Origin of the sequence: Rhodococcus ruber, from assembly GCF_027270735.1 — a bacterium.
Lineage (GTDB): Bacteria > Actinomycetota > Actinomycetes > Mycobacteriales > Mycobacteriaceae > Rhodococcoides > Rhodococcoides rubrum_A.
Genome location: NZ_JAPWIJ010000002.1, coordinates 355508 through 379887, shown reverse-complemented (window position 1 = coordinate 379887; position 24380 = coordinate 355508). Strand labels below are relative to the sequence as shown.

26 protein-coding genes and 1 pseudogene are annotated in these 24380 nt (G+C 63.5%); 13 read left to right on the top strand and 14 right to left on the bottom strand.

The genetic code is table 11. The features are described 5' to 3' along the window. Positions 1-69 precede the first annotated feature (69 nt). The 3 genes from O4220_RS05500 to O4220_RS05490 are packed head-to-tail and all read left to right on the top strand — an operon-like array spanning position 70 to position 2667. Positions 70-912 (top strand): DUF4097 family beta strand repeat-containing protein, encoded by an 843-nt coding sequence (locus O4220_RS05500; protein ID WP_269602634.1) that lies wholly within the window; start codon positions 70-72, stop codon positions 910-912. A 16-nt stretch (positions 913-928) separates the two neighbouring features. After that, on the top strand, positions 929-1870 hold the full coding sequence (locus O4220_RS05495) for an ATP-binding cassette domain-containing protein (RefSeq protein WP_269602633.1): 942 nt from the start codon (positions 929-931) through the stop codon (positions 1868-1870). Continuing rightward, the gene (locus O4220_RS05490) at positions 1867-2667 is read left to right on the top strand and encodes an ABC transporter permease (protein ID WP_269602632.1); all 801 of its coding nucleotides are present in this window, start codon (positions 1867-1869) and stop codon (positions 2665-2667) included. Before O4220_RS05495 ends, O4220_RS05490 begins: the two co-directional genes overlap by 4 nt. 31 nt (positions 2668-2698) lie before the next feature. On the opposite strand, the gene O4220_RS05485 is transcribed toward O4220_RS05490, so the two are convergent. Further along, positions 2699-4162 carry a PLP-dependent aminotransferase family protein gene (locus O4220_RS05485; protein ID WP_269602631.1) on the bottom strand — a complete coding sequence of 488 codons (1464 nt, stop codon included), beginning with the start codon at positions 4160-4162 and terminating at the stop codon, positions 2699-2701. A gap of 311 nt (positions 4163-4473) precedes the next feature. On the opposite strand from O4220_RS05485, the gene O4220_RS05480 reads away from it, so the two are divergent. The 4 genes from O4220_RS05480 (at position 4474) to O4220_RS05465 (ending at position 9315) form a co-directional block, all read left to right on the top strand. Continuing rightward, positions 4474-5418 carry a helix-turn-helix domain-containing protein gene (locus O4220_RS05480; protein WP_269602630.1) on the top strand — a complete coding sequence of 315 codons (945 nt, stop codon included), beginning with the start codon at positions 4474-4476 and terminating at the stop codon, positions 5416-5418. 131 nt (positions 5419-5549) lie between these two features. Next, the gene (locus O4220_RS05475; protein ID WP_269602629.1) at positions 5550-7337 is read left to right on the top strand and encodes an FAD-dependent oxidoreductase; all 1788 of its coding nucleotides are present in this window, start codon (positions 5550-5552) and stop codon (positions 7335-7337) included. Beyond that, on the top strand, positions 7334-8410 hold the full coding sequence (locus O4220_RS05470) for a maleylacetate reductase (protein WP_269602628.1): 1077 nt from the start codon (positions 7334-7336) through the stop codon (positions 8408-8410). The genes O4220_RS05475 and O4220_RS05470 overlap by 4 nt, the downstream gene beginning before the upstream one ends. An 8-nt stretch (positions 8411-8418) precedes the next feature. Next, positions 8419-9315: a dioxygenase gene (locus O4220_RS05465; RefSeq protein WP_269602627.1), complete on the top strand. Its 897-nt coding sequence runs from the start codon at positions 8419-8421 to the stop codon at positions 9313-9315. A gap of 4 nt (positions 9316-9319) precedes the next feature. Here the strand turns inward: O4220_RS05465 and O4220_RS05460 are convergent, their stop codons facing one another. From O4220_RS05460 to O4220_RS05440, 5 genes are read right to left on the bottom strand one after another with little or no spacing between them, the layout of a single operon-like run. Continuing rightward, complete coding sequence (locus O4220_RS05460; protein ID WP_269602626.1) at positions 9320-9952, bottom strand: TetR/AcrR family transcriptional regulator; 633 nt, start codon at positions 9950-9952, stop codon at positions 9320-9322. A 10-nt stretch (positions 9953-9962) separates the two neighbouring features. Next, the gene (locus O4220_RS05455) at positions 9963-11177 is read right to left on the bottom strand and encodes an NAD(P)/FAD-dependent oxidoreductase (protein ID WP_269602625.1); all 1215 of its coding nucleotides are present in this window, start codon (positions 11175-11177) and stop codon (positions 9963-9965) included. Then, complete coding sequence (locus O4220_RS05450) at positions 11174-11347, bottom strand: rubredoxin (protein ID WP_027495558.1); 174 nt, start codon at positions 11345-11347, stop codon at positions 11174-11176. The genes O4220_RS05455 and O4220_RS05450 overlap by 4 nt, the downstream gene beginning before the upstream one ends. Continuing rightward, positions 11344-11508 (bottom strand): rubredoxin, encoded by a 165-nt coding sequence (locus tag O4220_RS05445; RefSeq protein WP_269602624.1) that lies wholly within the window; start codon positions 11506-11508, stop codon positions 11344-11346. Before O4220_RS05445 ends, O4220_RS05450 begins: the two co-directional genes overlap by 4 nt. Further along, positions 11508-12731: an alkane 1-monooxygenase gene (locus tag O4220_RS05440; RefSeq protein WP_269602622.1), complete on the bottom strand. Its 1224-nt coding sequence runs from the start codon at positions 12729-12731 to the stop codon at positions 11508-11510. Before O4220_RS05440 ends, O4220_RS05445 begins: the two co-directional genes overlap by 1 nt. A gap of 563 nt (positions 12732-13294) precedes the next feature. On the opposite strand from O4220_RS05440, the gene O4220_RS05435 reads away from it, so the two are divergent. From O4220_RS05435 to O4220_RS05425, 3 genes are all read left to right on the top strand, one after another. Further along, complete coding sequence (locus O4220_RS05435) at positions 13295-14158, top strand: DUF559 domain-containing protein (RefSeq protein ID WP_269602621.1); 864 nt, start codon at positions 13295-13297, stop codon at positions 14156-14158. Between the two features lie 386 nt (positions 14159-14544). Further along, positions 14545-14763: a hypothetical protein gene (locus tag O4220_RS05430; protein WP_269602620.1), complete on the top strand. Its 219-nt coding sequence runs from the start codon at positions 14545-14547 to the stop codon at positions 14761-14763. A gap of 99 nt (positions 14764-14862) precedes the next feature. Next, a complete protein-coding gene (locus O4220_RS05425; RefSeq protein WP_269602619.1) occupies positions 14863-15972 on the top strand; it encodes a GGDEF domain-containing protein in 1110 nt (369 codons plus the stop codon). Between the two features lie 57 nt (positions 15973-16029). Here the strand turns inward: O4220_RS05425 and O4220_RS05420 are convergent, their stop codons facing one another. Beyond that, positions 16030-16749: a hypothetical protein gene (locus O4220_RS05420; RefSeq protein WP_269602618.1), complete on the bottom strand. Its 720-nt coding sequence runs from the start codon at positions 16747-16749 to the stop codon at positions 16030-16032. 47 nt (positions 16750-16796) lie between these two features. Next, on the bottom strand, positions 16797-17306 hold the full coding sequence (gene praA / locus O4220_RS05415; protein WP_269602617.1) for an alkane oxidation protein activator PraA: 510 nt from the start codon (positions 17304-17306) through the stop codon (positions 16797-16799). Positions 17307-17755: 449 nt separating this feature from the next. On the opposite strand from praA, the gene O4220_RS05410 reads away from it, so the two are divergent. After that, a complete protein-coding gene (locus tag O4220_RS05410) occupies positions 17756-18970 on the top strand; it encodes an EAL domain-containing protein (protein ID WP_269602616.1) in 1215 nt (404 codons plus the stop codon). A 144-nt stretch (positions 18971-19114) separates the two neighbouring features. Here O4220_RS05410 and O4220_RS05405 read toward each other — a convergent pair. The 6 genes and pseudogenes from O4220_RS05405 to O4220_RS05380 all read right to left on the bottom strand — a co-directional run. Beyond that, positions 19115-19300: pseudogene (locus tag O4220_RS05405) on the bottom strand (ANTAR domain-containing protein); the annotation flags it as partial. A 171-nt stretch (positions 19301-19471) separates the two neighbouring features. Beyond that, on the bottom strand, positions 19472-19780 hold the full coding sequence (locus O4220_RS05400) for a WhiB family transcriptional regulator (RefSeq protein ID WP_032405493.1): 309 nt from the start codon (positions 19778-19780) through the stop codon (positions 19472-19474). Between the two features lie 72 nt (positions 19781-19852). Then, complete coding sequence (locus O4220_RS05395) at positions 19853-21013, bottom strand: cation:proton antiporter (protein WP_269602615.1); 1161 nt, start codon at positions 21011-21013, stop codon at positions 19853-19855. Positions 21014-21028: 15 nt separating this feature from the next. After that, positions 21029-21229: a hypothetical protein gene (locus O4220_RS05390; RefSeq protein WP_269602614.1), complete on the bottom strand. Its 201-nt coding sequence runs from the start codon at positions 21227-21229 to the stop codon at positions 21029-21031. Between the two features lie 64 nt (positions 21230-21293). Then, a complete protein-coding gene (locus tag O4220_RS05385; protein WP_269602613.1) occupies positions 21294-21890 on the bottom strand; it encodes a hypothetical protein in 597 nt (198 codons plus the stop codon). Between the two features lie 302 nt (positions 21891-22192). Then, positions 22193-22645 carry a DUF1003 domain-containing protein gene (locus O4220_RS05380; RefSeq protein ID WP_269602612.1) on the bottom strand — a complete coding sequence of 151 codons (453 nt, stop codon included), beginning with the start codon at positions 22643-22645 and terminating at the stop codon, positions 22193-22195. A gap of 253 nt (positions 22646-22898) precedes the next feature. Here O4220_RS05380 and adhP point away from each other — a divergent pair, with 253 nt between their 5' ends. Then, the gene (adhP, locus tag O4220_RS05375) at positions 22899-23909 is read left to right on the top strand and encodes an alcohol dehydrogenase AdhP (protein ID WP_269602611.1); all 1011 of its coding nucleotides are present in this window, start codon (positions 22899-22901) and stop codon (positions 23907-23909) included. 114 nt (positions 23910-24023) lie between these two features. Next, the gene (locus O4220_RS05370) at positions 24024-24296 is read left to right on the top strand and encodes an ANTAR domain-containing protein (protein ID WP_269602610.1); all 273 of its coding nucleotides are present in this window, start codon (positions 24024-24026) and stop codon (positions 24294-24296) included. Positions 24297-24380: the final 84 nt, after the last annotated feature.

Here is a 24380-nt window from a genome sequence, read left to right as displayed (position 1 = left end):
CCACCACAGCTTTTCAGTAACTCTGCACCGAGCAGGGTTTCACAACCATGCCCATAGGGAGGCATCGCCATGCCCGAATTCGCTACCCCGACGCCGATAGACCTGGCCATCGATCTGCAGGTCGGAAGCATCGAAGTCGTTGCGGCAGAACGTGTCGACACCATCGTCACCGTGCGGCCCACCAACCCGTCCAAAGCCGTGGACCGCAGAGGGGCCGAGAACACCAAGGTCGAGTTCGACGGTGAACGGCTCACCGTGATCGGCCCCAAGGCGCGCATCAGCTTCTTTGGGCCGACCGAGTCCATAGAGGTGAAAGTCGAACTGCCGCAGGGATCTCGACTCACCACGGAACTCGCGGCCGGAAGTCTGCGGACCCTGGGCGATCTCGGTGCCGTGCGCATCAAGAGTTCGATGGGCCCGGTCGAATTGGATTCGGCAGAGGATCTGTGGGTGCGTGCCGGGCACGGTAACGCGACAGTCACTACGGCGCTGGGCAACATCGACATCACTGCCGATCATGGACAGATTCGAGTCGGAACGGTCGTCGGCGATGCGACGCTCAAGGCGTCGCACGGCTCGATCATGGTGCGGGAATCCGGCACCGACCTCGACGCCAAGCTCTCCTACGGCGATCTCGATATCGAGAAGTCACTCGGCGCAGTGAGTGCGAAGACCGCGTACGGCAGCATCACGCTCCACGAAGTATGCAGTGGTGCAGTCCAAGTCGAGAGCGGATACGGCCAGATCGCCGTCGGTGTGCAGCGAGGCGTGCCGGCATGGCTCGACTTGTCATCGAAGGACGGGCACGTTCGCAACGAACTCACTCCCGAAGGCGCACCCGACGAGACGGAAGAAAGTGTCACGATCCGCGCTCGAACACGATACGGCGACATTGCTATCCGGCACAGCTGAGAAGAACAGGCATCCCATGACTACATCTGCCATTCACGTCCGCGGACTGCGAAAGTCGTACGGCGACAAACGTGTACTCGATGGCGTCGACCTCTCTGTCGGCACCGGTACCGTCACCGCGCTCCTCGGCTCGAACGGGGCAGGCAAGACGACCACCGTTCACGTCCTGTCGACTCTCGTTCGGCCGGAGAGCGGTTCGGCCACCGTCGCAGGTTGTGACGTCGTCACCGACCCCGGTGGCGTCCGCGCTGCGATCGGTCTCACCGGTCAGTTCTCGGCGGTCGACAACCTCTTGACCGGAGAGGAAAATCTGATGCTGATGGCGAGACTCCGGCATCTGGGACCGAAGCGATCCAAGCCGCGCGTCGCCGACTTGCTCGAACAGTTCGACCTCGTCGAGGCGGGTCGAAAACCACTGTCCACGTACTCGGGTGGCATGAGGCGACGTCTCGATCTCGCCATGACCCTCGTCGCCCCACCACGCGTGATCTTTCTCGACGAGCCGACCACCGGCCTCGACCCACGCAGCCGACGCACCATGTGGGACATCGTGCGATCCCTCGTGTCGGACGGCACCACAGTGCTGCTCACCACCCAATATCTCGACGAGGCAGACGAACTCGCAGATCGTGTCGCAGTACTCGACGGCGGCCGGATCGTCGCCGACGGTACCCCGGACGAGCTGAAGCGCCGCATGCCCGGCGGCCACATTCGACTGCGCTTCGCCGATATCGGAACGCTGGACGATGCTCGCCGTGCATTCGGCAATGCGCCTGTCGACGTCGACAGTCTTGTGCTGTCGGTACCGACCGACGGCAGCGTCCGCACCCTGCAGGGCGTACTGGATCGACTGAGCGCAGCCGGCGTGACAGCCGACGATGTGAGCATCCACACCCCGGACCTCGATGACGTGTTCATGGCTTTGACGGGGCGGACCGACAGCAAGGTGGAATCATGACGAACGCAACGACATACGCGATGAGTGACTCGATCACCATGCTCCGCCGCAGTCTTCTGCACATCCGCCGGTATCCGGGCTTGACGATGTTCGTCATAGGCGCGCCGGTGGTGTTCCTGATGTTGTTCGTCTTCGTATTCGGAGGAACACTCGGCGCAGGTTTGCCCGGTGTGGACCCAGCCGCCGGACGTTCTGCATACCTGCCGTACGTGATGCCTGGCATCCTTGCGATGACCATCGCAGGGACTGCCGGTGGGACTGCGACCACCGTGGCGATGGACATGACCGAAGGAATCACCGCGCGATTCCGGACGATGGCTATTTCGCGAGCAGCGGTTCTGGCAGGCCACGTTCTCGGCAATACGGTGCAAGCCGTTCTCGGAGTGGTGGTTGTGCTGGCAGTGGGAATTGCTATCGGCTTTCGACCGAATGCCAATACTCTGCAATGGTTCTCGATTCTGGGAATGGTGCTGCTCATCGCCTTCGCGATCAGCTGGCTCGCGGTGGCGATGGGGATGGCGTCGAAATCGGTCGAGACAGCGAGCAACCTGCCGATGCTGTTGCTGCTGCTGCCGTTCCTGGGCAGCGGGTTCGTCCCGACCGACACGATGCCGTCGGGACTGCGATGGTTCGCTGACTACCAACCGTTCACGCCGTTCGTCGAAACCCTGCGAGGACTGTTGGCGGGGGAGCCGCTGGGTACGAATCTGCCACTTGCACTTGCCTGGTGCGCAGTGATCACTGTGGCCGGTTACATCTGGTCGATGGCGATCTACGAGAAGAAGTCGGCTCGCTGAGGCCGTCGAGCATTGGAGGTCGGCCGGCGTCTCACACCACTGCTGCGGGTGTGCTCGACGCTATGGCCGGGGCCGGGCCGATCCCCGAGGACAGGCGAGCAAGAATCTCCACGGCTGCGCTGATTTCGGGCAGTGAACGGGTGAAGGGAATACGCTGATGATCGTCGAAGGCGTATCCCGTGCCGAATCGCAATCCCGGTGCCAGCAGCAATCCGTGAGAGTGGGCTTCGGCGACCAGTGCAGTGGATCGGATGCCGTCGGGTAAGGAACACCACAAGGCCAGGCCTCCATCCGGGACGCGAAAGTGCCAATCAGGCAATCGATCTCGCATCAAAGCTACGGTGTGATCACGTGCAACTCTCGACGTGTCGGCGCGCACCCGGCGTACCTCGTCGTACCTGCCCATCAGTTCGACCGCAGCGAGTTGATCGAGAATGGACGTCGAAAGTTGGCGTCGCGCATAGGTTGCGGCGATTCTCGCCAGCAGATCTGCCTCGGCGCGAACCCAGCCGACTCGCAGACCGCCCCACACTGTCTTGCTCGTGGAACCGATCGTCACCGTCGCGACGTCCGGGGTGGCTGCGCCGAAGGGTTCGATATCGGGTACTCCGTCGAGGGACAGATCGGCCGCCACCTCGTCGACGATGGTCAGTACTGCGTGACGGTGCATGGTCGCGGACAACTGCCGGCGAGTGCCGAGGGGGAGTCGAGCGCCCGACGGATTGGAGAAGTCGGGCATGAAATACGCCAGCGTCGGCGCGCTCTGCCGTGCGGCGCGGTCTGCGGCCGGCACGAACTCGTCGGTGTCGTCCGGGTCGATGGGCACTGGTATGCATCGGCCACCGAGGGAGTGGACGAGTTCGACGACACCCGGATATGTCGGGTGCTCGACGAGCACTCGGGCACCCGGCTCGGTGAATGTTGCCAACACTGCATGGATGGCGTCGGTGGCACCGGAGGTGACGAGAATGTTGTCGGCAGTGGTCGGTACTCCGCGCCCACGGTAATACGCGGCAACGGATTCGCGGAGCTCGAACAGGCCCGACGGGGCGTAACCACCCGAGGCGAAACGGTCTCGAATCCTTTCGGCCGCAACGCCGTACGCATCGCCCAAGAGGGGAGAGGCCGAGGGTGACGCGTTGACGAATTCCAGTGTCGCAGCATCACGGTCGCCGGCGAGGGAGCCCCAGGACGGCAAGGATCCAGCCGGCGAAACGTATGTGCCCGAGCCGCGTTGGGCACTGATCCAGCCGCCTTCGCGCAGATGCCGGTACGCCGATGCGATCGTCACCCGACTGACGTCCAGGCTGATCGACAGCGCCCGCTCGGCGGGCAACCGCGTCAGAGCAGATACCTCGCCGTTCTCGATCAACCGCCGCAACTCGTCGGCGATCTCGAGGTAGAGCGGAGCGCCGGATCCGTTCCGCAGGGTCGACGGGCCGATTCGTGCTGCCAACTCCGGGGCCGAGATCGCGGTGGCGTCGTACGAGTCCATGCAGTCCACTGTTGCACACTGGACTGCACTATTCACGCAGATTGCAGTCCATTGTTGTCACATGATCGCAATTGGAGCTGTATTGGCCTTGTCGTTGGCGGGAGCGGGATGGACTTTGGTCGCACTGCGCGAGGGAGGAAGAAGCGCCCCCACTGGCCCACCACGCAGTCGTATCGACGTCGACTGACCTCACCGCCCACTATTCGTCTCCAACGACGGGATTCCGCCTCTGCCCGCGAATTGTGGGCGCTGACATCCCCTCGACCGCAAATCGCAGACGCGATCGGGAGAGGCGGAGGACAATCGAGTCCATGCCTGCTCCCGTCGAATTCTCCACCCTCGATCTGCCACACGAGGAACGGATCGAACGCTGGGAGGGGCACAATGCGGACGTTCTGATCGGGCTGCGCTGCCGCATGCTGGAGGTGAAGCAGCTCGAAGCCACCGGAACGAATCTACGACTCGGATCGATGGACCTGGCGCGCGTCGTCGGAACTTCGCACGTGGTGGAACGAGACGCGGAGTTGATTCGGCAACACCCGTCGGACTCGGTGATGCTGTACTTCAGCCTCGTCGGCGATGCATTCTTCTACTCGGAGGACGGCATTCGTGCCGTCGGCCCGGGTCAAGGGTTGTTGCTCGACGCCGACACAGCCTTCATGCGGGGCTTCTCCCACGGGCTCGAGGAGCTGGTGGTGAAGATGCCCCGCTCGCTGTTCGCGGACGTTTCGGATGCGGCGCCTCTCGTGGGCCCCAGGATGTTCGACTTCTCCCCGAGCGGCAATGTGTACGCGGCGGCACTCGCTCGGCAAGTGGGAAGGGCAACCGGTCGCGACGCGGCTCCGCCGGACGAGCGCGCGATCCTCGAACTAGTCTCGGTGCTGACCACCGGTGCCCGCGCGAATGTGAACTCGGCGCATCGAGCGGCGGCGCGTTCGTTCATCGAGCAACGCCTGCCCGACGCATCGCTGTCTGCCGCGCAGGTGGCACGCGCGGTGGGGATCAGTGCCCGGCACCTGTCGCGGGTGTTCGCCGACGACGGCATCAGCGTGCCCAAGTACATCCTCGAGCGGCGGCTCGCACGTGCCCACGCCCAGCTCACCGCACCCTCCGATGCGCCGGTGACCATTGCGGACATCGCTCGATCGTGCGGGTTCTCCTCCGCCACGTACTTCTCGAGTTCGTTCGTGGCCCGATTCGGCCACCGTGCAACCGATGTCCGACGCGACGCGGTGATCATGCGATCGGCAGGGTGACACTCACGAAATCGGCCATGTGTGTCGGTTTGCGCCGAGCTCGGCACGATTGCCGACAACACCGCGGAGTGATGCAGGACACTCGATCTCAGGTCCCGAGACGAGAGTCGGGCACGACGAAGGGTGATCCCATGCCGGTGTTCGACGACGGTCAGAAAGCAACCGCACTGCCCGATTCCTCGGTGGTGGAAACCGACGTGCTCATCGTCGGATCGGGGCCGGCGGGCGGATCGGCGGCCCTGCTGCTGTCCACCCTCGGCATCCCCAACATCATGATCACGAAGTACCGCTGGACGGCCAACACTCCCCGCGCACACATCACCAACCAACGGACGATGGAGATCTTTCGGGACGTGGGAATTGCCGAGCAGGTGCTCGCCGACGCGACCGCACACGAACTCGTCGGCGACACGGTGTTCTGCACGTCCATCGCGGGCGAGGAGATCGGCCGGATTCGTACGTGGGGAACCGGTGCCGACCGTGAAGCGGACTACCAGCTCGCGTCGCCGTGCTTGACCGTCGACATCCCGCAGACCTACCTCGAGCCGATCCTCGTCAAGAATGCGACGATGCGAGGAACTCAGACCCAGTTCTCGACCGAATACCTCTCACACGTGCAGGACGACGACGGGGTCAGTGTGTCGGTGATGGATCGACTGACCGGACACCGGTACACGATCCGTGCCAAGTACCTCATCGGCGCGGACGGCGCTCGCTCGAAAGTGGCGGCCGACATCGACCTTCCGTTCGAGGGCGCGATGGACATCGCCGGGTCGATGAACATCACGTTCAAGGCGGACATCGCAGAATACGTCGGACATCGACCGTCGGTGCTGTACTGGGTGATTCAGCCTGGATCGAATGTCGGCGGTATCGGTGCCGGGTTGGTGCGTATGGTTCGGCCCTGGAACGAGTGGCTCGTGGTGTGGGGGTTCGACATCGCCGTGCCGCCGCCGGTGGTGGACGAGGCCGCCGCCGTCCAGATCGTCCGGAACCTGTTGGGCATGCCGGATCTTCATGTCGAGATCACGGGAACCTCACTGTGGGGCAACAACGAAGCCCACGCCACGCATCTGCAGAAGGGGCGCGTGTTCTGTGCCGGTGACGCGGTCCACCGTCATCCGCCGAGCAACGGACTCGGCTCCAATACCTCGATCCAGGACTCCTACAATCTGGCGTGGAAGCTCGCCGCGGTGCTGAAAGGCAGTGCCGGTGAGTCCTTGCTCGATACCTACAGTGCGGAGCGGGCTCCGGTGGCGAAGCGGATCGTCGAGCGTGCCAATCGCTCCAGTCGTGAATTCGCGGGCCTGTTCGAGGCTCTCGGCGTCACGGATGCGAAGACCGAAGCAGAGATGATCGAACGAATAGAAGAACGCAAGGCGAACACACCTGCCGGCGCTGCCAAGCGCGCGGCACTCGCTGCTGCCATGGAGACCAAGAACTACGAATTCAATGCCCACGGAGTGGAATTGGGTCAGTTCTACACATCCTCGGCAATAGTGCCGGACGGTGCGCTACCGGAACCGACACGAGACAGCGATCTGTACTACCAGGTGTCCACCCTGCCCGGATCCCACCTTCCGCACGCATGGGTGGGTGATCATCTGCACAAGCGGGCGATGCTCGATCTTGCGCCCTACGAACGCTTCACGCTCATCACCGGAGTCGCCGGCTCGGCGTGGGAGTCGGCTGCGGACAGGGTCGCCGAGGAACTCGGTGTGCCGCTCGAGACCGTTGTCATCGGACCGGGGCGCGAGGTGACCGATCTGTACTTCGACTGGGCCAGGCTGCGCGAGGTATCCGAGAGCGGTGCGCTACTCGTGCGCCCCGACAAGCACATCTGTTGGCGCGCCGATGAATTGATCGACGATCTCGAAGGCGCGCTTCGCGAGGCTCTGACCGCGGTGCTGTCGCGATGATCCGTGCCTTCGCCTACGAGGCCAACCCGATGCGGGTGAAATTCGGCACCGGTTCTCTGGAGAGCGTGGCCGACGAACTCGATCACCTCGGACTCCGCCGGGTACTGGTGCTGTGCTCCCCGAGCCAGAAGAGCATCGCAGACCGAGTGGCATCCATCCTCGGGGATCGTTGTGTGGGAATTCGTTCGGACGCCGTGATGCACGTTCCCGCCGACCTGGCCGCCCGAGCCAGCGCGGAGGCCGTCTCGCTGGGGGCCGACGGATGCGTGACCGTCGGCGGAGGATCGGCAATCGGGCTGGGGAAGGCCATCGCACTGAAGCACCGCTTACCCATCGTGGCCGTGCCCACCACCTATGCCGGGTCGGAGATGACGCCGGTGTGGGGCATGACGACCGACGGACGCAAGGAAACCGGCCGCGACACAGCGGTATTGCCGCGCAGCGTCCTCTACGACCCCGAGCTGACGACGGGCCTTCCGGTGGGGCTGTCGGTGACCAGCGGCATCAACGCCGTCGCACATGCGGTGGAAGCGCTGTACGCACCCGACATCAGCCCGATCATCGCACTGATGGCGGAGGACGGGGTGCGAGCACTCGCGTCGGCACTCCCGGTGATCGTCGCCGACCCGTCCGACTCGCAGGGGCGCAGTGACGCCTTGTACGGAGCCTGGCTGTGCGGAGCGACGCTCGGTGCTACGACGATGTCCTTGCATCACAAGCTCTGTCATGCGCTGGGCGGAACGCTGAATCTGCCGCACGCCCCGACTCATACGGTGGTGCTACCGCACGTGTTGGCATTCAACCAGTCGCACGCACCGGAGGCGGTGGCAGCTCTGTCACGGGCGCTTCCCGGAACCGCGGACCCGGCCCGACGGCTGTGGGACCTGTGCCGGACCCTCGACGCGCCCCGATCCCTGGCCGAACTGGGCATGCAGGAGAGCGACATCGACCGGATCGCCGAGGAAGCGACGAGCCGCTCCTACGGAAACCCCCGCCCCGTCACCCGCGAGGCGGTAACCACAATTCTTCGAGCAGCATGGGCCGGCGACCGGCCGAGCGAGAGCGAACAGTGAGCGAGAGTATGACCGACGAGACCGTCACCGACACCCAAACCGCCGTAGAAGAACGACTGGTGGACAACGTCATCGCATCGTTCGGTGAGTGCGCCGATCCGCGCCTGAAACAGGTGATGACGTCGTTGGTGCAACACCTGCACGGATTCATTCGCGATGTGCGACTGACCGAAGCGGAGTGGAACACCGCCATCGGATTTCTCACCGAGGTCGGTCACATCACCGACGACCGGCGTCAGGAATTCATCTTGCTCTCCGACGTACTCGGGGCATCGATGCAGACGATCAACGTGAACAATCCGGCATACGAGGATGCGACCGAAGCGACCGTGTTCGGCCCGTTCTTCGTCGACGACGCACCGCGTATCGAGAACGGTGGTGATGCATCGGGAGGTGCTGCAGGACAACCGTGCTGGGTCGAGGGAACCGTGCGAGACACCGACGGCACGCCCATTCCCGGTGCCCGGCTCGAGGTGTGGGAAGCCGACGAGGACGGGTTCTACGACGTTCAGTACGACGACGCGCGCGTCGGCGGTCGAGCGCATCTCTACAGCGACGACAACGGGCACTATCGATTCTGGGCGCTGACTCCGACGCCCTATCCGATTCCGCACGACGGGCCGGTCGGACGGATGCTCACTGCGACCGGGCGCTCGCCGATGCGGGCATCGCACCTGCACTTCATGGTGACGGCACCGGGGATGCGAACGCTGGTGACGCACATCTTCGTCAGCGGTGACGACCTGCTGAACAGCGACACGGTGTTCGGTGTCAAGGATTCGTTGATCAAGGACTTCGTGGAGCAGCCGGCGGGAACCCCGACCCCGGACGGTCGAGATGTGGGAGACAGAACGTGGGCCAGGGCCGACTTCGACATCGTGCTCGCACCTGTCGGCGAATCCTGATGTGTCAGTGTTCGACCGGCCGACCGGCAGTGATCGAGTCGATGAACGGAGTCAGCAGAAGCGCGAAATCATCTGCAGCAGCGGTTATATCGTGCGGGGGCTCGGGGATGTAGCTCAGTGCCAGACGCACGATCGCCCTGCTGACGACGTCTGCCTGCCGTGGGCTCGCACCTACCCAGCCGCGTTGGAAGGTGTTCGCGAGTCGGTCTCCCGCGCGCTCGATCAGTACGGCACTGTCGGTGGTGATCAGGCGGAGCAGATCCTCGGGGGCGTCGCCACCGTGCAGTGATCGCACGAGGGGATCCAGCGCACTGAGCTGGAAGAACGACGAGAAACCCTGGCGCAGGGCAGCGCCGGCATCGTCGGGATGCTCGTACAGTGCGGTTTCGCACAGGTCGACGAATATGTCCGTCAATCTGATGGCGTACCCCTGTGCGACGCCGCGCCGTGACCCGAACTCGTTGTACAGGCTCTGTCTGCTCAGGCCGGCAGCCTTGGCGATGTGACTCATCGTCACGTTGCGCCAGTTGCGCTCGTGCAACAACTCGCGCAGCGCATCGAGCGCTGTATCGCGCGCAAGAGTGGACGCCGCTTCACGGTATCGACCGGGGGTCGACGTCTGTTCGGCTGCGGGCATGAGAACGACTCTATCGAACGACCGCATGCGGCTGATCCAGCCAATCTTCTCCGAGGAGATTCCGATCGATGGGGTCTGCGCGCGCAATGAGGGAGCGGATCTGCCGGATGTCCTTGGGGTACCCCACCCCGACAGCTCCGACGAGCGTATCGCCGCGCAGGGCACAGGCGGTGAATCGGCGGTCTTCGATCGAGCCGCGGACCACGACGTATTCGTCGTCCGCGCTCGTCCACCCCGCAAATTGCAGGTTGACACCGTGCTGAGTGGACCACCCCCACGGAACGTCGAGATCGCCGACGTCGAGACCGAGGATGGACCGAGCGGCCCGGGTGGCTTGATCGACGGCCCCGTTCCAGTGCTCACTTCGATAGGTGCCGCCCAGGACCGAGTTGGGAACCTCGGCGACGTCACCCGCGGCGTAGATGCCGGCCGCCGATGTTCGCATCGCGGCGTCCACCAGGATTCCCGACGCGGTCTCGAGGCCCATGTCCGCCCCGAGCTCGATGTTGGCGACCGAGCCGACGGACACCAGCACGGTTCCGGCAGACCATGAGCGTTCGTCCTGAGCGGTGGCACGCAGCGTGCCGTCGGGCAGCTTTTCCAGTTCTGTCACGGAGACGGCGGTGTGCATCGTGATGCCGTTGTCGGCGTGCAGGTCTCGATACATCTGCGAGATCGCGGCTGGTGCGATCCGGTTCAGCGGAGCCGATGCTGCCTCCAACACCGTCACCTCGGCACCGAGTGATCGGGCCGCTGCTGCCGCCTCGCACCCGATCAGGCCGCCGCCGATCACCAGCAGCGATCCCGTTCGGAGAATGTCGGCGTGCAGCGGGGCGACGTCGGCAGCGGTGCGGAGGCTGAACACGTGACCCGAACCCAATCGATCGAGTTGCCGTGCACGAGAACCCGTTGCCAGCAGCAGGGCGTCGTACGGGACCTGATCGCCGTTGTCCAGCTGTACGGCCGAATCGGTGACCGCGGTAGCGGTGACGCCCGTGCGAACGTCGACACCGTCGATGGCCGCACCCAGTTGAACCTGATCGACCGATTTGGTACCCAGCAGCAGCTCCTTGGAGACCGCCGGACGACGATAGGTGGCTTCCTGCTCGTTACCGATCAGCGTGACGGACCCGGTGAAGCCCTCGGCGCGTAGCACTTTGGCGGCGGTGTATCCGGTGGCACCGGTGCCGACGATCACGACGTTGCTGGGTTGCCGAGTAGTCACCCGCGTTCGACCTCGACCATCTCGAAATCGGCCTTGGCCGCACCACAGTCGGGGCACGACCAGTCGTCGGGAATATCGTCCCAGCGAGTGCCCGGTTCGATGCCGTCCTCGGGCCAGCCCAGCTCTTCGTCGTACTCGAATCCACATTGCACGCAGCGGTAAAGCTTCATTTCTTGCTCCTGAAGTCGATTTTCTCGCGGACGCCGCAGTCGGGGCAGGGCCAGTCGTCCGGCACGTCGGACCATGCGGTTCCCGCCGGAAAACCCTCGCGCGGTGCGCCCTTGGACTCGTCGTAGACGAACTCGCATACCGGGCATTCGTAGACAGCCATCACTTCGCTCCGTACGCGGCGAGGATCTTCTCCCGCTTGGACGGCTGGATGTTGACCTTCGTGATGTCGCCGTCGTAGTGGTCGAGAACGCGGTGATCCATCACCTTGCGCCACACCGGCGGGAAGTAGGCCAGAGAGATCATGCTCGCGTAACCGCTCGGCAAGTTCGGTGCTCCGTCCATGCTGCGCAGCGTCTGGTAGCGCCGAGTGGGGTTGGCATGGTGATCACTGTGTCGCTGAAGGTGATACAGAAAGATGTTGGTCACGATGTGATCGGAGTTCCAGCTGTGCTCGGGGGTGCACCGTTCGTAACGGCCGTTGTCCTTCTTCTGACGCTGCAAGCCGTAGTGCTCGAGGTAATTGACCGTCTCCAGCAGTGAGAAGCCGTAGATCGCCTGAATGACCAAGAACGGCAGCACGATCGGACCGAACACAGCCACGAGGACTGCGTAGAGGACGACGGACATCAGCCATGCGTTGAGCACATCGTTGTGGATACTCCACGTGCTCTTGCCCAGACGCTCCATACGAGCCTTCTCGAGCTCCCAGGACGATTGCAGACTTCCCCACACGCTACGGGGGAGGAAGGCCCAGAAACTCTCACCGAACTTCGAGCTCGCCGGATCCTCTGGAGTGGCGACGCGAACGTGGTGGCCACGATTGTGCTCGATGTAGAAGTGGCCGTAGAACGTCTGTGCCAGAGTGATTTTCGACAGCCAGCGCTCGAGTTCGTCCTTCTTGTGCCCCAGTTCGTGAGCGGTGTTGATGCCGACGCCGCCCATGACGCCGATGCTGATGGCCAGGCCGATCTTCGAGACCAGCCCCAGCCCGCCGTCGATGCCGAGCCACGAGAGGTTGTCGGCGGACCAGAGGTAGCAGGCGAACACCAGGCTCGCGAGCTGGAACGGAATGTAGGCATACGTGCAGTAGCGGTAGTACTTGTCTTCTTCGAGCGCCTTCATCACCTCGTCGGGTGGGTTGTCGCCGTCGGGACCGAAGAAGCGGTCGAGAATCGGGAGCAATCCGTATACGAGCAGCGCGCCGATCCACCACCAGACCGGGGACACTGCATTCCAGCCGAGCTGGTTGAAGGCCCACACCAGACCGGTGGCCAGGAACACTGCCGTGGGCGGAATCAGCCCCATGAGCCAGAGATGTCGCTTGCGGTCGTGCCACTCGTCGACCGGCGTCTGTGCCTGATCGTCGATGTTCGATGCGGTCATCGTCACTCCTCGTGTAAGTCCGATCACTATGGATTGGACAATACACGGATTTTGTCCGCCGGCTAGACAAATTACGAGATTTGTACAAACGCCAAAGTGGTGTGGTCACGCCCACAGCGTCACTCTTTGGGCATATCCAGCTGCTACCTTCCGATTCGTTGTGGTCGGTAACAGTCGGCCATGGCATTCGTAGGTCCGTCTGTATCCCGTCGGGGGTACTTCACAGCAGGAGTAGTTATGGACGCATTCATCGCCAAGATCATCGTCGACGTCATCCTCGGGCTCATCGGCAGCGGAAGCGCCGAGAGCGGAACCACCGCAGTGAGCGCTTTCCTCGGTTCCTGACGACAGGGGCTGCGCCGGTGCGATACCGGCGCAGCCTGCCCGATGGGTTCGTTACCGACGGACCTGAAGGTTCAGCATCGTGCCCCGGACGCGGGATCCCGCCGAAGGGTGCCGATGGTGAACACTCCGGTGCGGTCGGCCTGTAGATAACTCCGCTCTATGCACAGGTTTCGAAACTGCCTCTGGCGCAGCCTTCGTCGATCGTCCACCGTATTCAGATGGGTGTAAGTACAGCGGGGGACTTGATGGCCCGAGGGATGAGTCGCGGCACCATCACTCGTCGAACTGCGTCAGGGCAGCTGATTCGAGTGTTGCCCGGAATCTACGCGACGGACAAGCCGGACTATCTCGATCTGTGCAGTGCGGTCACTGTGTGGAAGCCGGGCGCAGTTCTCAGTCATCTGACTGCGGCCTGGGTGTGGGGGTTGCTGGAGGAGGAGCCGCCTACGGTCGCGGCGACGGTGCTGCCGTCGACCCGACAGCGTGCACCGGAGTGGGTGAAGATCCATCGCCGACGCCTCCCCGAATCGGATGTGTGCCAGGGACTCCCGGTGGTGACGTTGGCCCAGGTGTTCGTCGACGTCGCGGCGACTGTGACCGGTGCGGAGTTGGAGCGGTTCTTCGACACGGCCATCGCGCGACCGGAGTTGCGCCGCCGCATCGCGTCGACGTGCGAGAAGTCCCGCGGCATGGCCGGGATGAAGACCGTCCGCAGACAACTGCGTCTGTGCTGCCTTCAGACGCGATCCGAGGCCGAGCGCGTCGTGGCACGGGCGATGTCTGCACGGCACTTCTTCATGGAGATAAATGCGCGGGTGGGACCCTATTTCGGTGACCTCGTCGACTTCAGGGCACGGGTGATCGTGGAGATCGACGGGCGTGAATTCCACACCTCGAGCCAGGCGTTCGACAGCGATCGCAGACGGCAGAACGTACTCGTGCTGCAGGGCTGGTTGGTGTTGCGCTACTCGGCAGTGCAGGCGCTGGGGGATACGCGACGCGTGGTCGACGAGATCATCGAGGTGGTCAGGCGTCGTCGACGGTCGATCGATGCTGCCGGTCGTACGTTGCCGAGGACCTGACGGTTCACGATCGTCCGTCGGACGCGGGATCCCGCCGAAGGGCGTCGATAGCGAACAACAAGGTCCGCGATCAGAGGCGGCCCTCATGGATTGCAAGGATGACCAGAGCGACCACGGCAATCGTAAGGATTGCTAAGAGCGCCAAGTGAATTGGATGTGTCGAGCCTGGCGGTCGAACCCCGTTCGGACCCCTCATCTGGAGCACGTCACAGACTGTAGGCCACCTCTTCGGATTGTGCACAGGATGTGTGGTGCAAAACAGCTACCTCGAATCGATTCGCACACGTGTTCGATAGGGCGTAGTGTTGCGCTCGGCGGGGTTGGGAGGGAAGCCCGGCTCCGCCAACCAATCTGTGCACAGCTCTCGCGAAGTGGACGGTGATCCGATGGACGACGTAATGCGCAAAGCCGAGGAGCTCGAGGCCCTGGTCGCGGAGCTGGAGGCGCTGGATCACCGGCGCGTCGGACTGGGGGATCGGCTGGTGGATCTCGAGCACTTCTTCCGGAGAGCCGGGTGCCCCGAACTGTCCCAGCAAGCGCTCGACGCGTTCGTGGTCAGGTACGCGGGCCGGGTGCTCGAGTTGGCCGACGGTATGCGCGGCTAGCCCCGCTGGTCGTTAAGTTCACGACTTCGCAGACCAGGTGGTTTCGTCTGTGGTTGACTAGTCGGTCCAGGTCGGGATACGAGGAAAGCTGCTCTACAAGTGAACAGTCTTCGCCAGTGGTGGGCGCTTCCGGTCGATTACGGGTGGAACGTCGCGTACGCGCGGTCCCAGCGGGGGTTGCACCTCACCAGGTTTTTCATCGGAATCTGGTGCTGGCTGTACGGCGCTGCCGCAGCGATCGCCCTGACGATTCCGGCTCTCGCAGAGGGTAGCCTCGGCCGCTGGCCCCTGTGGGTCAGCGTTGTCACCACGGTGCCGTTGGGCCTGGCCTGGGTGATCGGCGGCTGGCCGAGCCGGCAGATGTCGATTGCATTCGTGCTGTATGCCGACATCCTGCTCGCCGCTGTTCTGCTCACCACCGACGAACCGTCCATGGTGTTGCCCATGGCGGCCCTGTTCACCGTCGTGGGCAGCTATGTCGTGGGATTTCACGGCCCCAAACTGTTCACCGCTCATCACGTGTTCGCGTTGGTCACCACGATGGCCCTCTATGTCTCGGCCCTGACGGACGGCCCGGGGCAGCGTCTGCAGACCAACCTCTACCTCGTGATGCTGGTTCTGGTGATGTTCTCGGCCCCGCTGATCTGTCATACCTTTCTCATGCTGCTTCGTCGCGACGCAACCGGCGCGTTCTACGACCCGCTCACCGGAATGCAGAACAGACGGGGATTCGACGCGGCAATCGGCAACCTCGAACTCCGATCCGGTTGCTACACGTCCGTGACCGCGGTGGTGATCGACATCGACAACTTCAAAGCAGTCAACGACAAGTACGGGCACGAGCACGGAGACTCCGTGATACGAATGACCGCGACCCGAATTCTCGAGGTCTTCCCAGCGCCGGCGATCACGGTTCGACTCGGCGGCGAAGAGTTCGCTGTTGTCTGCGTGGACGACCTCGACTCGGTGATCCAACGATCCGAATTGCTGCGAATTCGCCTGTGTGACACAACGGATCGATCGCCGCTGACCGCCTCGTTGGGTATCGCGGAGGCGGCTGTCGGGACGCGCGGCGTCGACGCCGACGTCAACGATCTGCTGAGCTGTGCCGACAAGGCGATGTACCAGGCGAAAAGGCTGGGCGGCGATCGCGTCGCGCTGTACGTCGACGATTCACTGGAGACTCGACCCGTCGACGAACGACAGTGACGTCGGCCGGTTCCGAACCCGGAACCGGCCGACGTCTGGTGGGTGTGCTGCCTACCTCTAGCGGGCAACCTTGGATGCGATCGCAGACTGCGTTCCGACATCGAAGACCGGGTTGGTCAGGTGCACGTCGAGGGTGTTACCCGGGCCGGCGATGATTGCGTTGAGCACCGAGGTGAACGCGCCACAGTTCTTGAACTGCGGAATCGTGTAGGTGCCCTTGACATGTGAGTCGGTCTGGTTGTTCTGGATCAGATCGATCGCATCGAGCGAACCGGTGAGGTTGGCCGTGGTTTCGGCGGTGACGCAGTTGGCACCCGCGGGGATCAGATCGAGCGAGGAGGATCCTGCCGATCCGGTGTCGATGCCCAAGGGCTTCACCGAGTCGATTCGGATCTTGAAGCTCTGCTGAACGTCGAGGTCCAACGTGGGTGCCTCGGCGGGTCCGCCCTGGACGAGGGTGCCGGAGACCGGGGTCGCGTCGATGATCGAGATGGTGAACTTGGCCAGCGTTGCAGGGCCGAGCTTCAGGTTGGCGGATGCCTGCGGGAGGGCAAGTGAACCGGTGACGGTTCCGCCGACCAGGTCGACGTCGGTGACCAGGTCGGTGGTCGGGAATATCACCGGCTGACCGGTTTTGGCGATGAGCGTCGTCGTGTCTGCCTGGAATGTGATGGGCAGTGTGTCGGCAGCGTTGGCCGGTGCGGCCACCATCGTTGCCAGAGCGACAGACGATGCCAGTGCCGCCATGGTGACGACAGTCTTGTTGCGGATCTTCACGTGGTTTCCTTCGGATTACGGGTTGGTTTTCGGACGAGGTCGAGCGGTCAGGACAGGGTGAAAGCCGGATTCGGCTGGACAGACAGGCTGTTGACCGTGCAATTACCGGACATCGGCTGGTTGGTCGACGTCAGAGTGTTGGTCATGTTGTCGAACGAACCGGCCAAGGTGGCCGGTCCGCAGTTGTATCCGACCAGTGAAAAGCCCACGTTGGACACTTCGCCGGTGGTGGCGCTGGTGGGGGTGAGGGTCCAGGGCAGGTTCTTGAGCTGCGGCAGGTTGCACAGACGATTGGAACCGCTGATCTTGGCGTCGGTGATCGAAGCCGAGGAGCCGTCGGCGCTGGTGGTACCGATCAGGTTGATGGAGCAACTCACCGGCACTCCGAACGAGGCCGGCGTGCTCACGACGATTGTTCCGGGTGCAGTGAACGCGGTGCCGGCAGGCGAGATGGTGGCGGCACTGGCGCTGGCGGCACCGACCGTCGCTCCGGTGATGGCAACGGCGGCGAGTACGGCGGCGAGTGTACGAGAGCGGGTCGGCGGGTTGAGCGTCATCGATCGATCCTCCAAGTCCAGAAACGGCTCCGGAGCCCCCTCTCGGGGCGGCCGGTGGCACCGGAACTCCGGTAGCCAGGAGGGACGTTAGGGCGACGAAACGTATGTCGGAATTGTTTCATTTCAACTCTGTGACAAGTCACAATACGGTCGGTACGTTTGTTGTACGCCATAGTAATGAAACTGGGCGCGAGCATCGAAAGTCCACTCGGTCATGGGTTTTCAGCCCGGTTTCTCGTCGTTGTCGCGGTCGACGACGCGTCGACGCCCGGCGCTGTGGCTGTTATTGAAACGTTATGCAACGTTACCCAAACGAGATACTTGCGACGCTGTTCGTGACACCTGCGTCGTCCACTGTCGTAGGAGCGAAAAGAATTGACCGAAGTCAGGTTTGAGATACCGATCCACCCCCGCCGGACGGGGGTCGATTTTTCGTGTCAAACTGTGGTGTGACGTTCGCGCTGGCCGAAGCAGGATCCGCAGTCGACACGGACACGGGAGAGTTGACGGTGCAGCCGTATTTCGCCCCGGTCTGTCGGCTGGACAACGGCGCGCTCGCAGCGATCGAAGTGCAGCTGCGCGGGCCCGAGAACGGCCCCCTTGCCTCGGCCGACGCACTCAAGCGCGCGGCGAGGGCCATGGACGCCAAGCGTGAGCTCGACGCGCTGGCATGGGGAGTCGCTCGACTGGAGCAGTCGGTGCGACTGCCGATGCTCGTCTCGATGGATGTCGACTCGCTCGCTGCCATCGACTCCGCTACCGAAGAGCAACTCCGCCGCGATATCGTCGTCGTCACCGAAGCGGCGCTCGTGGACAGCCCGGCTCGCACTCTCGCGGCGATCGACAAGGCCCGGCGCGACGGCAAAGTGGTCGCCGTCGACGATGTCGGTCGTCGGCCTCAATCGATGACGCTGCTCCCGCTCATCGAACCGGACGTGATCATCCTCGCGGGAACCATGGTGTCCACCCGCCCCGATCTGTCCACCGCGCGAACCGCCCATGCAGTGTCTGCTCAGGTGGAACGAACGGGCGCGGTTGTCGTCGCCAGCGGAGTCGACACGCCGCTGCATCGGAGCCGCGCACTGGGACTCGGTGCGACGTACGGGGTGGGCGAGCTGTACCCGGCCGCGCAGACGACCGAGGAACTTCCGGCCGACGCTGCCGAGGTGATGCCTCCGTTCCCCACCTGGAGTACTCCCGCGGTCGCTCTCGAATCGCCGTACGCCATCGCGTCATCGGGCAAGATCGCCACGCGAAGTACCAAGCGCCTTCTCGTAGCGATGAGCACCTCCCTCGAGATGCAGGCTGCATCTGCAGGACCGGAAACGTTGGTACTCGGCACCTTTCAGAGGGCCGAACACTTCACTCCGACCAGCCGTGCGCGCTGGGTGTCGATGGCCGAGCAGATCTCGTACGCCGGCGTGTACGGCGTTGGCATGGGATACGTACAAGAGGGCGGCATCGTCCATGCACCGCTCGACCCGGTGGATTCGCTCGTCGAGGAGTGGAACGTGGTTGTGCTCGGGCCGCACTTCTGCGGAGTGCTGGCCGCCATAGACCTGCACCGCGGCGAAGCCGACGCAGACCGTGAATTCGACTACGTCATGTCCTACGATCGAGCCACTGTAGTCCGTTGTGCGCGTGCGATTCTCGCGCGTTTCTGACACACACGTGATGGCGTCACCGGGTGGGATGTTTCGGGCGGCCATGGCAGGGCATACGGCACAGCAGGTGATGAAGTAGTCCGGACTGCCACATTGCTCAGGCCCCGTGCGTTGAAACAACAGCGTGCGGGGTCGCCCTGACACTCACCGTTCGGTCGAGGCCTTGTCCACCAATTCTTGCGCGATATCGCGAAGCTTTCGATTGGTGCTTTGCGATCGGTCGACGAGCAGATCGAACGCCGCGTCGGCGGTGATGCGATGTATTGCCATCAGCATTCCTTTGGCCTGTTCTATCGGTGCCCTCTGCGAGAGTGCCGTCCGAACATCGTCCGGCAGCCCGAAGTGGGTTACGTGCGCTGCGGTCATGGAAGCATTGTTGCGCACCCTGCTCCGACGCAGGTCAGGCGCGAGAAGACACACCGAATTCGCGTCGAACAGAGCTGTTGGCGTTACCGAATTCGCAGCTTTCCGTGACCGCAGCGTTATCGAACGACTGCGTGATCAGGCGGCAGGGTTGGAGAGCGGTCGACCGATCAAGAACTCGAGAGTGCGGTACGCATCGGTCCGGCGACCGTTGCTCGCATTGTCGTGGTACGCGGCACCGGCGACGACAACGCCGACCGGAATGCGACCCGACTCGATATCGCGCGCCGTTTGCTCAGCGCAATTACGCAACACCGGGCAATCGGCGCACAGGCGCCATGCCTTTTCTGCGCGTTTGCGTCCATGGCGGGGGAGCTGCTGCGAGTCGTAGGCATCCATGTCGTCGATGCACGCACCCTTGAGGCGCCAGACCTGGTCATCTGTCATCGTCGTGATCCGTTTCGCGTCGTGCCGATCGTTCCACGACCCACATTCCCCACCTCGGGTAACTCGAAACACTCAAATGCCTTGCGCCGCCCTCGGGCCCGCAGGGTCACGCAGGACGACGAGCGCCAGCCGAGATGCGGCGGCCGCTGCCGCGATGGTCACCAGGGCTCCGAGCACGATGGCAGGGCCCTCACCGGGAGCCAGGACGCCGCTCTGCGCGCCGAGTGTCACGGCCGAAACCGGAACGCCGAGTTGGGCTGCCGCGAGTATCCCGAGTCCGACGGGTTGGCCGGTCAGGCGCATGGCACCGTGCACCGCGATGGCACCGAACCCCAATGCGAGGCCCAGCACGATCATGTCCGGATGGTCGCCCAGGGCGCGTAAGTCCAGTGACGCGCCGAGCCAGACGAAATACAGTGGCCCCAGAAAACCTTCGGTGATGGCGAACAGTTGCTTCGTGAGGCGTCGCGGTTCTCCGATGGCACCGACGGCGAGCCCGAAGCCGAAGCCGGCCAGCATCACCGATGCATGAGTGTGGACAGCGAGGGCTGCGAGGCCGAACAGCAGAACCAGGTTGAGGCGCAATTCGAGCGCGAGCTTGCGCTGGGCAGAGACGTGGTGGATTCGGCGGCGCAGTCCCGTGATGTCGAAGTGTCGCAGGACAACGAATGTCAGCGCGGCAGCGGCGATGACCGCTGCCGATCCGAGCGCGGCGGGAACGGCGCGCGGTGGATCGACCACGAGGGGCAGCGCGACGATACAGACCGCGTCTGCGAGCGCGATCTGCGGCAGCAGGGCCATCAGGCCGGGTGCGGTCATAGTGGTGGACTCGACGATCGGCATGATGACGGCGGCCGAGGACGACGCCATCAATACCGCGTACAGACCGAGGTGAGGTGCATCGAATGCAGCGGAGACGACCCAGCCGAGCGCGGTTGCCAGCAGCCCGACGGTCACCGCGCGCGCAGCACCGACTCCGAGAGCGATGCGCAGTCGCGGGTCACGAATGGGAACCTGGCTGCCGGCCACGAACATGACCAGTGCAAACCCCACCTGCGCCAGGAAGCTCAGTGTCTGTTCACTCGGATCGATGACGCCGAAGCCGGTGTGGCCGAAAGCGATTCCGGCGACGAGTTCTCCGATGACGACGGGTATCCGGAGCCCGCGCGGCAGCGCCAGCAGTGGGCCGAACAATCCCACTGCGGCACACAGGGCAAGCGTCTCGAAGGTCATGCGACCGCGACGACGTCAGGCAGAGTTCAGCGTGGGGCATCGACTCGACGGCAGTGCCGACGCAACGAGGTCTCGAGGGTGCAGAGCTCCCTGCTCGATCATCATCACCTGGATTCGACGATGGACCACACGCAGTTGTGCAGCCAACGGGCTACGCATGAGCGCACGCTCGTAGTCGATACCAGCGGAGCGGAACTCGGTGTCGAGATCGGTCATGTCATCGTCTTCTCTGTCGGCACTTTTCGAGCGTTGTCGTCGTCGGAGCGAATGATCGACGGCGTTACCGCGGGGGATGATCACGCGCCTGGAGGAACTGCTGCCAATCTCGGTCCCAGTGCTGCATTCGGGAGCGTTCACCGGCAAGCGCAATGAGCAAGACAAGCCCAGCGATGACAACGGCACCGAGAAACCAGGCGAACACGGCCGTGGCAACCCCATTGACCACGGCACCGGCCCCAGTGTCGGGGGCACGCACGAGGTCTCCGGCTGCATCACGCCAGATCGGAGTCGTCTCTCCCATTCGTAGGGCCGAGGGCACGTCGGTCGCTCCCGAGCGCACGGAGCCGTCCGGTGCGGTCCACTGCACGGTCGCGGTACCGGCCACCGTCGTGACGCCGTCGGTTTCGGACCGAGCGGATTTGTCGGCGTCGACTACACGGGCATCGACTCGGACGTACTCTGCCCGTTGCTGTTGCGACCGGAGCGACAGGTCACTGTAGGTCACCGAACCGATTGTCGCGGCAATGGGAATCAGCAACACGAGTGCCGCGATACCGACGGCCACCGCCGTTCGTTCGATCCTGTCGGGCAGCCGCATCAGGGGATTGCGAACCCACGGACTCCTTCGCCACCACCGTCGAGCTAGATCCGTGAACATGGCCGCCACCTACTCCCGCCCGAAGTGTCTTTGTGTTCTACGAGTCTCCGACGCCGAGCCGTGGCAACGTAAGGGCACAAGGTCCCGGATCGACTCGGGTAGCACCGTTTCGACTCGCCTGGCCCCGTGACGCCGTCTGCGCCACCCGGTGTCCACACCGTTCGAGCTCGACAGACCTCGCTCGACCACCCTGTGCGCAGCGGGCCTTGTGCCCTGGTTCACGCCGACTCCGGCGCCGTCGCCGGATACTTCGGGCGACTGGGTACTCCCGTGCAACTGGGCGCGAGAAATTCTTGCCAGTCTCACGGCTGGGACACCGGGCTCCTGACCTTTGGAGACGTGCCTGCACCGAGACGCTGAGCGGACGGGCAGACGTGTTCGTGTATTTCGGCCGCCAGCTGCGCCACCGATTCGGTCAAGACGGTATTGGCCTCGATCATGTCCTGGAGTAAGGCGGTGTTCGAAAGCGTGTGTACGGCAACCTCACTGCTCACAGAGTCGGCGCGTTTGGCCGAAATCAGCAAAATCGCTCCCTGAAGACCCGCGATCATCGACAGGAACAGGTTGAGCAGGATGAAGGGGTACGGGTCGAATCCGTCGTTCTGGTTGTAGGCGGCCCACAGTGCCATCACACCGAGAAACAGGAAGACGAAGGGCCAGGAGCCCATTCCGTTTCGGACGTAGTCCGCCGCTCGCTCACCGGTGGTCAGTGCGTCACCGGTTCGGACACCCGGGTGTCTTCTCCACAGGTTCATTGCTTTCGGGTCTTCGATCGGGAGTGCGCAGCGTCGGCCATGCGCCGAGTCTGGTCCGGGTCGTCGACGAGTGCCAGGGTCGAAAGCCTCCGCTTCCCGGTCCTTTCGGCTCCCACTCGGACGTTTGGGAGACGTCCCGAACCGGTGGTGACTTCCGGCCCTACATGCCGAATGCCGCAGCGCCGACCATCACAGTGTGCATTGCTCGATGGTCGAGAACGGCATTGGTTCCGATAGTTGGAGGAAATCCACCATGAAAGCTGCTGTTGTCACCGAGTTCGGCGGACCCCTGGTCGTCAAGGACATCCCGATCCCGGAGCCCGCGCCCGAGCAGGTGCTGGTGAAGATGGAGACCTGCGGGGTCTGTCACACCGATATCCATGCTGCGCAGGGGGATTGGCCGGCCAAGCCGACCCTGCCGTTCGTTCCCGGACACGAAGGCGTCGGAGTGATCGAGGCGGTCGGGTCGCAGGTGTCGACGGATCGAATCGGTGAGCGGGTCGCGATCGCGTGGCTCGGTTCGGCGTGCGGCGAATGCGATCACTGTGTGTCCGGTTGGGAGACACTGTGCGAGAAGCAACAGAACAGCGGCTACTCCGTCGACGGGGCATACGCCGAATACGCTGTGGCACATGCGAAGTATGTCGTTCGCGTACCCGACGGCGTCTCCTCCTTCGACGCTGCTCCACTGACCTGTGCCGGAGTGACCACGTACAAGGCGGTCAAGGTCGGTGGCGTCACGCCGGCTCAGCGCGTGGCCATCTTCGGTGTCGGTGGACTGGGGCACATGGCAGTGCAGTACGCCAAGATCGCCGGCGGACTCGTCACCGCGGTCGACATCGAGGACGAGAAGCTCGAACTCGCTCGTGAACTCGGTGCCGATCACACCGTCAACTCGGCGACCACCGACCCGGTGGAAGCCATCCAGGCTCTCGGTGGTGTCGACGTAGCGATCGTCCTGGCCGTGATCCCCAGCGTGTTCGATCAAGCTTTCAGGTCACTGCGCCGCGGAGGTCGTCTGGTATGTGTGTCCATGCCCGCGCATGGTGTGTTCCCGGTCCCGATCTTCGAGACTGTGGTCGGCGGAATCTCGGTACTCGGTTCGATCGTCGGTACGAGAAAGGACCTACGGGAAGTGTTCGCACTGCACGAGGCCGGACGGACCACGGTATCTGCAATATCGCGCAAGTTGGACGAGGTGAACGAGTGCTTCGACGACCTCATGGGTGGGCGCGTCACCGCTCGTCAGGTGTTCGAGTTCTGACTATGACTGGACCGATCTCGGAGGGACGCGTCCGCGTAGTTCGATAGGCCGTAGGGTTCGAGTGGGCAGACACGTGCTCGATCAGCACGTGTGCTCACTACGAATCGAGTAGCGATGAATGTTCCTGCGGCGATCTCGGTTCGAAATGCGATCGTGCTGGACAGCGCAGTGCAAGTGACGGACCAGCTGGAGAAGGCACTTGGCAGTCGAGCGGTGATCGATCAAGCCATCGGCATCTTGATCAGTAGAACCGGATGCAGCGGTACCGAGGGGTACGACCAACTTCGAGGGATCAGTCGGACCGAGCACGAAAAGATCGCTGTGGTTGCACGATCGATGGTCGCCGAGGCGATGAAGGCAGCACGCCTGCGTCGCAGGACCACATAGGCGGGACGAAAGCGCGTAGCGTCGACTGTGCGGGTGCATTCGAGGTACGAACTCCGACTTTCGGCCTCGCACCTGCACCGGACG